The sequence below is a fragment of the Saccharothrix longispora genome, from assembly GCF_031455225.1.
Lineage (GTDB): Bacteria > Actinomycetota > Actinomycetes > Mycobacteriales > Pseudonocardiaceae > Actinosynnema > Actinosynnema longispora.
Window position 1 is genome coordinate 184,058 of record NZ_JAVDSG010000001.1, and the last position, 12,342, is coordinate 196,399.

General features: G+C 69.9%; 7 protein-coding genes. 6 read left to right on the forward strand and 1 reads right to left on the reverse strand.

What is annotated here, in order from left to right:
• Nucleotides 1-105: 105 nt before the first annotated feature.
• From J2S66_RS00805 to J2S66_RS00830, 6 genes are all read left to right on the forward strand, one after another.
• A complete protein-coding gene (locus tag J2S66_RS00805) occupies nt 106-6,876 on the forward strand; it encodes an RHS repeat domain-containing protein (protein ID WP_310302396.1) in 6,771 nt (2,256 codons plus the stop codon).
• 17 nt (nt 6,877-6,893) lie between these two features.
• Nucleotides 6,894-7,136 (forward strand): hypothetical protein, encoded by a 243-nt coding sequence (locus J2S66_RS00810; protein WP_310302399.1) that lies wholly within the window; start codon nt 6,894-6,896, stop codon nt 7,134-7,136.
• A gap of 660 nt (nt 7,137-7,796) precedes the next feature.
• Nucleotides 7,797-8,297: a hypothetical protein gene (locus J2S66_RS00815; RefSeq protein WP_310302402.1), complete on the forward strand. Its 501-nt coding sequence runs from the start codon at nt 7,797-7,799 to the stop codon at nt 8,295-8,297.
• 177 nt (nt 8,298-8,474) lie between these two features.
• Nucleotides 8,475-8,612 carry a hypothetical protein gene (locus J2S66_RS00820; RefSeq protein ID WP_310302406.1) on the forward strand — a complete coding sequence of 46 codons (138 nt, stop codon included), beginning with the start codon at nt 8,475-8,477 and terminating at the stop codon, nt 8,610-8,612.
• Nucleotides 8,613-8,701: 89 nt separating this feature from the next.
• Nucleotides 8,702-9,166, forward strand: a complete 465-nt coding sequence (locus J2S66_RS00825) for a hypothetical protein (protein WP_310302409.1) — start codon at nt 8,702-8,704, stop codon at nt 9,164-9,166.
• Between the two features lie 321 nt (nt 9,167-9,487).
• A complete protein-coding gene (locus tag J2S66_RS00830; protein ID WP_310302412.1) occupies nt 9,488-11,398 on the forward strand; it encodes a hypothetical protein in 1,911 nt (636 codons plus the stop codon).
• Between the two features lie 462 nt (nt 11,399-11,860).
• Here J2S66_RS00830 and J2S66_RS00835 read toward each other — a convergent pair whose 3' ends face one another.
• Entirely contained in the window at nt 11,861-12,040 is a 180-nt protein-coding gene (locus J2S66_RS00835; RefSeq protein ID WP_310302416.1) for a hypothetical protein, read from the reverse strand.
• Nucleotides 12,041-12,342 lie beyond the last annotated feature (302 nt).

Below are 12,342 nucleotides of genomic sequence, written 5' to 3' on the forward strand. Positions count from 1 at the left end.
CCGGTGTCGCCACCGTTTCTCCCGCTTTCCCGCACGGGACTCCTCGCATGAGGTCCTCGCCCTGCGGTTTCTTGCCCTGCGACTTTTGCACTAAGGGGATCGTTGATGAGCAGCGAGGACAGACACCGGCCCCGGTCGAGGCGCGCGTGGTGGGCAGGCGCCTTCGGCCTGTCGAGCGTCGCCGGGGTCGGCACGGCGGTCAAGGCCGTGGCGGTCGTCACCGCGGTCGCCGTGACCGCCTCGGTGGTGACCGGCTCCGCGCCGCCACCGGACCTCCGGGACTGGCTCGGTGGCGCGTCGCTGCCCGAGGTGCAGCAGGAGCCGTCCGTGCCGGGTGGGCCCGTGCCGGTCGCCCACGCTCTCGGCGTCGACCACACCGCCGAGCGGGCCATGGCCGAACCGGTTCGGCCGAAGTGGCCCACGGCCGGGGCGGCCGTGCTGGACCTGCCCGGCCGTGCCGCCGAGAAGGCGCGGGCCGACGGGCTGCCGGTGCGGGTGGGCCAAGGCAAGGGCGCCGGTGGACCCGAGCGGGTGCGTGTGGAGGTCCTCGACCGCGAGCGCGCGCGTGGGCTCGGTGTGGACGGGGTCGTCTTCACCGTCGCCGGCGCCGACCGGGGCCGCAGCGGCGAGGTCGAGGTGGAGTTGCACTACGGCGACTTCTCCCGCGCCTACGGCGGCGGGTGGGCCTCGCGCCTGGTGCTGGTCGAGCTGCCCGCCTGCGCCCTGACCACCCCGGAGCGTTCGGAGTGCCGTACGGCCACGCCGCTGCCGGGCCGTAACGCCCCGGCCCGCGGGCTCCTGTCCGGCACCGTGGCCCTCACCGCCCCGGGGCAGCCGGCCGCTGAGCAGCCCTCCACCGAGGCGCCGTCTTCCTCGCCGTCGTCCCCTGCGCCGTCGTCCCCTGCGCCGTCGTCCCCTGCGCCGTCCTCCACCACGCCGTCGTCCCCGGCACCGCAGGTTCCCGGATCGAGCGCGCCCGGCACGACGAGCCCCGCGCCTACCGACGAGTCCGCGGCCACCACGGCCCAGGCCGCCGGTTTCGCTCGGACTGCCCTGCTGGGCCAGGCGGCCGAGAACAGTCCGACCGTGCTGGCTGCCGTGGCCGGTGCCAAGGGCTCCGAGGGCGACTTCACCGCCTCCGACCTCTCGCCCACCGGCTCCTGGTCGGCGGGCGGCCCGTCCGGTGATTTCACCTACTCCTACCCCATGCCGGTGCCGCCGGTGCCCGGTGGACTGGTCCCCGACTTGGCCTTGGCCTACAACTCCGGGTCCGTGGACGGGCGCACCTCGGCGACCAACGCGCAGGCGTCGTGGGTGGGCGATGGGTGGGAGTTCACCCCCGGCGGGTTCGTCGAGCGCCGTTACAAGGGCTGCGCCGAGGACGACGGCGGCAACCAGGGCACCCTCGAATCCGCCGACCTGTGCTGGGCCGGGGAGAACGCCGTCATCTCCGTCGGCGGCGTCACCGGCGAGCTGATCAAGGACGCGGCCACCGGCCGCTGGGTGGCCCGCGCCGACAGTGGCGCCAAGATCGAACTGCGCACGGGTGCGGCCAACGGCGACAACGACGGCGAGCACTGGGTCGTCACGACCACCGACGGCACCCGCTACTTCCTCGGCCTCAACCGCCTCCCCGGCGCCCCTGCGGGCACCCCCGACACCGGGTCCACGTTCACCGTGCCCGTGTTCGGCAACCACGCGAACGAGCAGTGCAACGCGGGGACCTTCGCGACCTCGTGGTGCCGGCAGGCGTGGCGGTGGAACCTCGACCTGGTCATCGACGCCCACGGCAACGCCATGGTATTCCGGTACGCACAGGAGAAGAACCGCTACACCCGGGGCGGCATCGACGGGGCCGCTACCGAGTACGTGCGCGGCGGCCATCTCACCGCCGTCGACTACGGCCTGCGCGAGGGCGCCCTGTTCGCCTCCCCGCCGGCCAAGGTGGAGTTCGAGGTCGCCGAGCGCTGCCTGCCCGGCGGGGCGGTCACCTGTGCTCCGGAGCAGCGCACCGAGGCCAACGCCTCCCACTGGCCCGACGTGCCCGTGGACCTGATCTGCCGCGACGGCAGCGACTGCAAGGCCGTCTTCGTCAACCACGAGTGGGACCCGGGCGTGCACACCCCGGCGTTCTTCGCCACCAAGCGGCTGACGAAGGTCACCGCCAAGGCGGACGTCGGCGGCTTGCAGCCGGTGGACTCCTGGGCGCTCACGCACCTGTTCCCCGCGACCACCGACGGCACCGACCCGGCGCTGTGGTTGCGGACCGTGCAGCGCACCGGGCACGTCGGCGGCACCGCGACCACCCCCACCACGACCTTCGCCGGCAGCCCGCTGGACAACCGGGTGGACGCCCGCACCGAGATCCGCCCCCTGTCGCGCTACCGCCTCACCGGCATCGACAACGGCCACGGCGGCAACACCGGGGTGCGCTACCACGACCGCGACTGCGTGGCCGGGCAGCCGATGCCAGCCCCGGAGAGCAACACCCGCCGTTGCTTCCCCATGTGGTGGAAGCCCTACTCCGGTTACGACGACCCGATCCTGGACTGGTTCCACAAGTACGCCGTGGCCGAGGTCGTCGAGCAGGACCTCACCGGCGGCTCACCCCCCGTGCGCACCAACTACGACTACCCCGGCGGCGCGGCCTGGTCCTGGGACGACAACGAGATGGTCCCCACGACCGAGCGCAGCTGGTCGCGCTGGCGCGGCTTCGGCGCGGTGCGCACCACCCTCGGCGACCCGGGCTCCGGGCAGGTCGTCACCGAGTCGCAGTACCTGCGCGGCATGGACGGCGACCTGCTGCCCGGCGGCGCGAAGCGCGCCGTGTCCGTGCCCGGCACCGACGACGCGACCACCGACCACGAAGCGCTCGTCGGATTCCTCCGCGAGGAGCGCACCCTCCTCGACGGTTCCCTCGTCAGCCTGGTGATCAACGACCCGTGGGTGTCGGGCCCGACGGCCACCAAGGGCGACAAGCGCGCCTACAAGGTCAACGTCAAGGCGATCCGCAAGCGCGACCACCTCGCCGACGACACCTGGCGGCGCACCAAGCAGGTCGTCGAGTTCGACACCGAAGGCTTCCCGATCCGTGAGGAGGACTTCGGCGCCGTCTCCACCTGGGACGAGACCAGCGCCTCCGGTGACGAGAAGTGCACTCGCACCACGTACGCGTCCAACGCGGACAAGCACCTCCTCGGACTGCGCGCGACCACCACGACCCACGCGGGCACCTGCGCCACCGAAGCCACACCCGGGACGGTGCTGTCGGCCGGACAGTTCGCCTACGACGGGCAGGAGGTCGGCGCGGCGCCCCTGCGCGGCGACGTGACCACCGCCCTGGCCCTGGACTCCTGGACCGCGGCCGACGGTCGGAAGTGGTCGCAGACCCAGGCCACCCACGACGGCTACGGCCGCACGTCGACCTCCGTCGACGTCCTCGGGGCCACCTCCAGCACCGAGTACGCGCCCGCCACCGGGCTGGTCACCAGCGTGCGCGCCACCAACGCCCTGGGCCACAGCACCCTCACCCAGCTCGACCCGCGCCGGGGCAGGCCGGTGGCCACCACCGACGCCGCCGGCGTGATCACCCAGGGCGAGTTCGACCCACTGGGCCGCACCGCGCGCGTGTGGGCCGCGGGCGTGACCGACAAGACCAAGGCCCCGGCCGCGGTGTTCGAGTACACCACCCGTGCCGACGGCCCCTCGGTCATCGCCACGAAGTCCCTCCAGGACAGCGGCTCCTACAAGACCTCCTACACCCTGCTCGACGGTCTGCTGCGCAACCGACAGTCCCAGACGCCGCCGGCCACCAACGCCGGGCGGGTCATCACCGACACGATCTACGACACCCGCGGTCTGGTGGTCAAGACCAACAACGGGTACTACAACGAGGAAGAGCCGTCCACGGCCCTGTTCGGGGCCGCGGACAACCACGTGCCCAACCAGACCGTCACCGAGTACGACACCCTGGGGCGGGCCACGGCCTCGATCTACCGCAAGAAGGCCACCGAGCAGTGGCGCACCACCACCGTCCACCACGGCGCGGACAAGGTGAGCACCGTCCCGCCCGAGGGCGGCACCGCCACGACCCTGGTCGTCGACGCCTTCGGCCGCCACGTCGAGAAGCGCGACTACAAGGCCCGCGCCCAAGCGGGCGACGACGCGGCCACCGCCTTCCAGGCCACCCGCTACACCTACGACCGTGGCGGCCAGCTCGCCACGGTCGTCGACCCGGCCGGCGCCAAGTGGACCTTCGAGTACGACCTGGCCGGCAACAGGGTCCGCACCACCGACCCGGACGCGGGTGTCTCGACCACGGCCTACGACAAGGCGGGCCGCCCGGTCAGCGCCACCGACGGGCGCGGCTTCACCGTGGCCACCGCCTACGACGTGCTCGGCCGCAGGACCGCGACGCACGAGGGCTCGCCGAGCGGGCTCAAACTCACCGAGTTCACCTACGACACCCTGGGCAACGGCAGGCCCGTGTCCTCCACCCGCTACTCCGAGGGGCACGCCTACCGGACCGAGACCACCGGCTACGACGGCGCGGGCCGCACCATCGGCGCCAAGATCACCATTCCGGCCGTCGAAGGCGCGCTCCAGGGCGAGTACCTCTACGAGCAGACCTACACCACGACCGGCAAGCTCGCCACGGAGTCCATGCCCGCCGCGGGCGGCCTGGCCCAGGAGGTCGTCCACCACACCTATGACGGCGCCGGCCTGCCGAAGACCTCCTACGCGTTCAACCCGGTGTCGCACACCACCGCGACCTACGTCTCCGACTCCACCTACTCGGTGTACGGGGAGATGCTGCAGGTCGTGCGTGGTGCGGCGACCTCGCCCCGCAACGTGGTGACGACGAACTTCTACGACGAGGGCACCCGCAGGCTGATCCAGAGCGTGGTCAACCGCGAGACCACCGCCCAGTCCAACGTCGTGGACCGCCGCTACGGCTACGACCAGGCCGGCAACATTACCCGCATCTCCGACGTCCCCGCCGGCGGCCCGCACGACACCCAGTGCTTCGACCACGACTGGCTGGGCAGACTCTCCTCGGCGTGGACCCCGGCCTCCGGGGACTGTTCGGCAACCCCGACCACCGCCGCCCTCGGCGGCGCCGCCCCGTACTGGATGCAGTGGGAGTTCGACGCGGCGGGCAACCGTGTCGCCGAGAAGTCCCATGCCGCAGCCGGAACCACCGTCCGAACCTACGACCACCCGACCGTGGACACCGCCGGCCTGGGCCAGCCGCACACCACCCGTTCGGTCACCGAGACCGCACCCGACGGCACCCAGCGCACCAGCGCCTTCGGCTACGACGCGGCGGGCAACACGCTCGCCCGCCAGGTGGACGACGTCACCCAGGAGTTGCACTGGAACAGCGAGGGCCGCGTCGCCTCGGTCACCGAGGGTACGAAGGTGGTGTCGTCGTACCTCTACGACGCCGCCGGTGTGCGGCTCATCGCCCGGGACGCCGACGCCACCACGCTCTACCTGCCCGGCCAGGAGGTGCGTCTCCCCAAGGGCTCGACCGCCACGAGTTGCGTCCGCTACTACCGCCACGGTGACGCGGTGGCCATGCAGCGCTCCACCGCCGGGGGCCTGGCCTACCTCATCGGTGACCACCAGGGCACCGGCGCGATGGCGCTGCGCACCTCGGACCTGACGGTGACCCGCCGCTACCAGCTACCCCACGGCGGCACTCGCGGCCCGGAACTCGCGTGGCCCAACAACAAGGGCTTCGTCGGCGGCGACCGCGACCCCACCGGCCTGACCCACGTCGGCGCCCGCGAATACGACCCAGCCCTGGGCCGGTTCATCTCGGTCGACCCCATCGTCGACTTCCACGACCCGCGCCAGATGCACGGCTACGCCTACGCCCACCACAGCCCCGTCACCCTGTCGGACCCCAGCGGCGAGTTCGTCGACCTGCTGATCCAGGCGATCCAGATGATCACCACGGCTCTGGCCAACGCCATCGCCGCGGTCGCCAAGGGCAAGTCGGGCACGGCCAACACCCGCTCGGGCCCGAAGGTCACGCACGTCGGCACGGTCAACGCCATCCCGTCCGGCAAGGGCTGGGGCCCCTACAACCGCCAACTGGTCCTCAACCGAGACACCGGCAAGTGGGACGCCTACGACATCTACCACGACACCTACTCCGTCGAAGGCGAGTGCGGCGCGGCATCCGGCTTCGTCGGCCCGATCCAGGACTGCACCGGCACCCTGGTGATGCAGCGCACGGTGCTGCACCAGACCGGTCTGGACTGCGGAGCCCACGGCACCCCCAGGTGTCCGAGGATCGAGAACGCCCGCGCCACCCCCGGCTCGGCACCCCTGCCCACGGTCGGGGACGTGGTCGACTTCTTCGTCGGCGACATCATCGACTGCGGCAAGAACCCCGGCCTCACCACGGCGTGCGGTATGGCCATCATCGGCTTCACCCCGCTGGGCAAGGGCGCCAAACTCGCCGCGAACGCCGTCGAAGCGGGCGTGGACGCCGCGCAGGCGACGGCGAAGGCAAACAAGGTCAATCTGGACTTGGATTTTTCTTCTGGCTCGGGTCGGAGGCTGGATCCCAAGGACAAGAGGGGCGAATTTGAGATGGCCGGCAATGCGTTGACAAAGCACGCTGGACGCAAGACGAACGCCGGACAGTGGCCAACCCCTTCCGGGAAACAGAACCCGGGGGCTTGGAACGTGCTCGGTCGCGACGTATTGGACGACATTCTGACCAACCCGGGTTCGGTCACCATGCACGGGCGTGGCAGGATCGGTGGGGTTTGGCAGAATGTCATCGATGTTCGCCTCCCCAACGGAGGTATCGGCGCCCGGTTCTCGACGGACGGTACGTTCTCCGGGTTTCTGGACTGACCGAAGGGTGGAGTAGGATGAGGGAATTGTTCGGCGGTAGGGAAGTTGAAGTGATTGATTTCCAGGATGTCACTTCAGGTGAACATGTGCTCGAATTTCGAGACACTGCATGGCGTTCGAACGAGGCGGTCTTGGCTATCTCGGTTCCGGACGGTGGGTCATGGAGCGATGCAGTTGTGAGTGTGAACCCTCATCGCGGTGACGTTCCGGTCACGTTTATGATCTGGGCGATCGGTGTCGCCGAGAAGAAGATGCATTGAAGAACCTGCTGACAGGTGGCAAGGACCTGTCGTGTGCAGGCCTCGCCTCCAATGAGGGCGTGGTCGTGGATCGCGGTCGACCTCACCGTCACGACCACCGACGGCACCAAGACCATCCGCGCCACCGTTCACCACTCCTTCACGGCGCCACCGATGCAAAGTGGTCGAAGCCGCCGGACTTGAGGCGGGCGGAGAACGGCCGCACCACCATCCAGGCCCCACGTCACTACACCGCCAACCTCCGGATCGACGGTGCGCCGGATTCGAGTACCAAGATTTCGTTCAACCTGGACGGCATCGACGACGCGGTGGCGTCGGCGCGCAACGGGCGGGCGCAGCACCAGGAGCCCGAAGGAGCGGTTGGTCCGTGTGCGGGCCGGGTCGCTGAGAACGGGACCTCATCGCATGGCGTGCGAGGAAGTCCCGGTGCCACCGCAGCACCGTGTCCGGACGTACCGGCAGTCGGTCCGGCAGTACTGCCAGGAACGCTCGGTCGTCGGGTGAGAGCCGTGGACGGGCGTTGCCCAGCCTGCGTCCAGGACCACGACCCCGGTGCCACAGGTGTCAGAATCCCCTACAACACATGGGACATCTTCGAGGAGCGGTGAACACGCAGTGATCGACTACCAGGCACTGTGGCGATTGCCCGAGGAGGAGAGGATGGCGTGGTTGTGGCGCGAGACCACGCGTGACCGCGCCTCCCAGTGGCACCTGTCCGTGATCGAAGGGGTGGAGACGCAGGCGTCCGCCTCCACCCGCGGCGCGGGCGGACCCGATCTGGCGGCGTTCGGGTTCGCCGTCTGGTTCCTCACGAACAGCGCGCGTCTCGGAGGTTTTCGCCCCACCTATGCGGCGTACTGGCTGCTGAGGTTCGCCGTGATCGCCCGCCGGACCCCCCGCCCGGGGTTGCCCGCTCTGCTCGACGCCGACAACGCGGCTCGGTACACCCTCGATTCCTTCCCGCTGTCCGTGCAGCGGTACCGGGAGGTCTGCGCACAGTGGAGGGGAGCCGACGACGACACGCCGCCTGATGACGAGTGGCGGATGGCGGATGGCATCTCATGGACGGCACCGTCGCTGTCCGACGTGCGCGACCAACTCACCGACCCCGTGTTGCGCGAGGAGGTCGACGCCTGGCTCGCGGTTGCCGACGGGGGGTAGGAGCGCCCCTGTCACCTTTCGTGGTTCCCGATCGAGGAGCTGTGGTCGCCGGGCCTGCATGACCGACGCTCCGGGCGAAGGCATGATCCGAGGGGTGGTGTCACCGGACCCGGTGGCATCGCCGGACCGCCGACAGGCCTCTGGTCTCGCTCACTGAGCCCTTTCCAGCCTGACGGTGTGGGCGGTGACCGAGGTGGAGGCACGGCGAAGCTCCTGGTAGGCGACTTCCCGACCAAGAGCAAGGCCATCGTCAGGAGCTTCGTGTGCTTGTCCATCCTCGAAGAGGACACCTGCTACGTCCTGATCAGCGACTGACCCGACAACTCCGGCGGCCGGATCGAACCGCCGGCGGAGCTTCGCCGGGGTCGCCCTGCCGAGGAACACGACGCGGCGAGGAGTGGACGATGGACGTGCGGCACCCCACCGTGCGACGCACCTGGCGGGCACGGCTGCCGGTGGAGTTCTCGCACTTCGTGCTGTTCGACTTCACCGGCCACTTCTCGCCCGTCTTGCTCGACCCCACCACCGACTCGCGCTGGATCGGGCGGAGCGGCGACGGGGGAGCCCTGTTCCACGCCGACGACCACAACCTCGAAGCCGACGTCCTCGTCGCACTGCACGACACCGAACCGCACCCCGACGGGATCGACGGGCACTCCTACAGCGGCACGCTGCGCACCGACACCGGCTCGCTCGTCCTGACCGCCTCGACCGCCAGTCCCGGCGACATCACCGTCGAACTGCCCGCACCGGGCAGCTACCGGCTGCGCGCCCACCGCCAGCCCGACCTGATCGACACCAGCCTCGGCGACGAGGCACGCTGCGAGCAGTGGACCGTGCACCTCTGGCCCGATCCGACCGCCGACTGACCTCCACCCATCACCGATGCCCGACCCTCGGACGAACATCCCTGGCGGCACAGGGTTCGATGCCCGGCGGGCTCGGACACCTCACACCACCGCACCCCCCGTGCCCTGCCGTGATCCTCGCCACGCCCGGTGCGGGCCCGTCATGCCGCCACCCCGCCGCCGGGTTGTGCTCGCCGAAATTCGGTCGCGCAACGCCGCGCTCGTTGCAGTCCCCTGGAGTGTCCTCGGAGAGGCGGTCCGGTGGGCGGTCACTGCGACATTCGGGTGTAAACCGCATTTCGACGGAACTCGGTCGAGGTGGGATCGCCACGATCCGACCCTGTGAGCGATGACGAGGTGCCTGACGAACTCCGGTTGATCCCGGTCGAGAACTCGGCCGACGGCACGTTCACCGGCGTCCAGGCGGGCACGATCCACGGTGGTGTCCAGTTCGACATCGACCGGACACCGAAGCTCGTCGTGCTGCGGGCCACGCAGGCCGAGTTGGAGGACGTGCGGCGGTACTTCGAACCGCCCGGCGGGTACGCGGCTGCGCGGCGGGTCCTGGACGCGCGTGGTGTCGTCGTGCTCACCGGGCCGGGCACCGGCCGTTCGTACACCTCGTTGCGGTTGCTGCTCGATGTCGGGGCGAGTCAGGTCGCCGAGGTCAACCGGGAGCGGGCGCTGGGCACGTTCGACCACCTCGCTGTCGGCACGGGGTACGTGTGGGACGTGCGGGAGTCGGCGCGCAGCCCGTTCGACCGGGCCGAATTCGAACGGGTCACCAGGCTCGTGAAGGCGGTGGGGTGCCACCTCGTGATCGTGCTGGACTCGCCGGTGCAGGCCCCGCCCGAGGCCGCGGACCACGTGGTGGAGCTGAGCGCGCCGCCGGCTCATGAGGTGAGCCGTGCGGAATTGCGGCGACGGTGCCCGACCGGTTTCGACGGCCCGCTGCGGGTGCTCACCGAAGACCTCGGACTGGAGGACAAGGCGTCACCGGAGAAGGCGGTGCGCGCTGCGGAGTTGGCCGTGCTGGTGCACGAAGGGCTCGATCTGCGAGGAGCCCTGACCGCGCTGCGCGAGCACGTCGAGCAGGCCGTGGAAAGGCACCTGGCGAATGCGAACCGCACCGAGTTGGAGTTCGCGCTGTCCTTCGCCGTGGCGCTGCTGGAGAACCAACCCTACGACGAGGTGATGGCGCGGGCGTTGCTGCTGGACGAGGCGCTGCGGCGTGCCGGGCACGAAGACGGCGAACCACTGCGCCACCGGGCGTTCGCGTTGTCGAAGAAGGATTTGTTGGCGGCGGTCGCCGCGACGACGACCGTGCGCGATCACCCGGACTACCCGGGTTTGCGCGAGGAGACGGTCCACTTCACCCGTCAGGGGTGGGCGGGAGCGGTGCTGCGCCGGCTGTGGCGTGAGTACCCCTTGGCGCACGACGTGCTGTGGCAGTGGATGAGCGAGCGCGGCATGATCGCCCGGTTCACCGACGCCGTGCAGCGTGCGGTGATCACCATCGTGACCGAGATCCCCGCGCACGAGCCACTCCAGCTCGTGAACAGCCTCGCGGGACGCGGAGCGGTCGCGCACCAGAGCCTCGCGGCGTCCGCCGTGGCGCGCTTGGACGAGCGGTACGGGGACCTGGTGTCGCGGACCGTCGAGGCCTGGACGGAGGGCACGGCCTACCAACAGGCCACTGCGGTGTGGTTCAGTCTCAACCTGTCGCAGGCCCGGCCGCTGTCCGAGGCGTTGCGCCGGCTGGAGCTGATCGCCCGGTCGCCGAAGTGGACCCCGCGCAACGCCGTGGTCGCCGCCGTGCTGGAACTCGTGAAGAGCGGGGAACACCGCACGCGGGTGTTGGACGCCGTCGTGTCGTGGACCGCGAACCGCCGCCTGGCACCGGTCACGCTGCCGCTGGCGATGTGGATCACCGGTTACTTCCCCTACGCGCTGACCACCGAGCTGGCCGCGTCCCACTCGGAGCAGCTCAAGGTACTGGCGACCCGCGCGGTGACAGACCCGGAGAGCCGTCGCGCCGCCCTGGAGTGCCTGACGGAGTTGTCGGACGAGGCGCACCTGAAGGAGGCGTCCGCGAAGCGGCTGGTGCACCTGGCGCGGCTGCTGGCGCCGACGTTCACCTGGATGGGCCGCCGCAAAGCGGTGCTGGAACTGTGCGCGACCATCCCGGAGGGCCGCCACACCCTGTACCGGGCATTCCGCGTCGCAGCACGAGTGCAGGAAGGTTCTGCCTGACGCGGTCGCGTTCCAGGTGTTGACGGCACCGGGTTCTTCTCGTGGTGCAGTCGCGGAGCTATCCGTGGAGACCTTCAATCCCGTCGAGTCGGTCGTAGCGGGGCCGTGCCGTCGTCAACGTGAATTCTGCTCACGTGATGAACGTACGTGTGTTCGACGGGTCATGGCGGTCGACATGAGTTCGCTGTGGGAGGAAGACGGGAGGAAATTGAGAGAATCCAACTTGGATGAACCGGAGTGAGTTGCGCTGAAATGCGCTCAACTGCACCGTCGTCACCTGCTGAGATACTGTTTCCCAGCTTAGGTTATGATTTGGGTAATTCTGGGGGGTTGAGTTTGCAACATATCGGTTGGTCAAGTGGTCGTCTCTTCAGGCTGGACTGAAGGCGACTCGTGGTTGCTGCGCGACTGTATCGCCCTGCTTGGTGATGCCGTTCGAGGTGTTTGAGGGCGGCTGAGGGTTCACGGCGCGGTGTCGTGCGGCTGGCACCACCGGTGATCCTGGTGGTGGTCGTCCAACTCCTCGGGCGGGGCGGTAGTCGCGGCGGCCATGATCGCGCCGATGTCGTGGTGCATCAGGCCCTTGAGCGTCAGCGCGGAGCGCAGTACCTGCTCGGGGCCGACGGGGGGAATCTCCAGCATGGCGTCCCGGTTCGAACAGCGAGTGCCGGCCCGCGCGCAGCTCGGCCTCGCCCAGGGCGGCCCGGACGGGTTGTCGGCCCCGCGGCGCAATCCCCGGCAGGATTGGCGCGCCCTCGTGCGGCCGGACGACCGCGGTGGCGGTCTCCTGCCGCCTGTCGCTGGTGATCCGCAGTCCACGCTGGGAAGCGCAGCACCCTCGGATCGATGGCTGACCACGCGCGGGCCCTCGCGCTCGTACAGCAGCTACATCAGCTCTCGCGGTCGCCCAGGACGCTGATCATGGCTAATGACCTGCGACGATG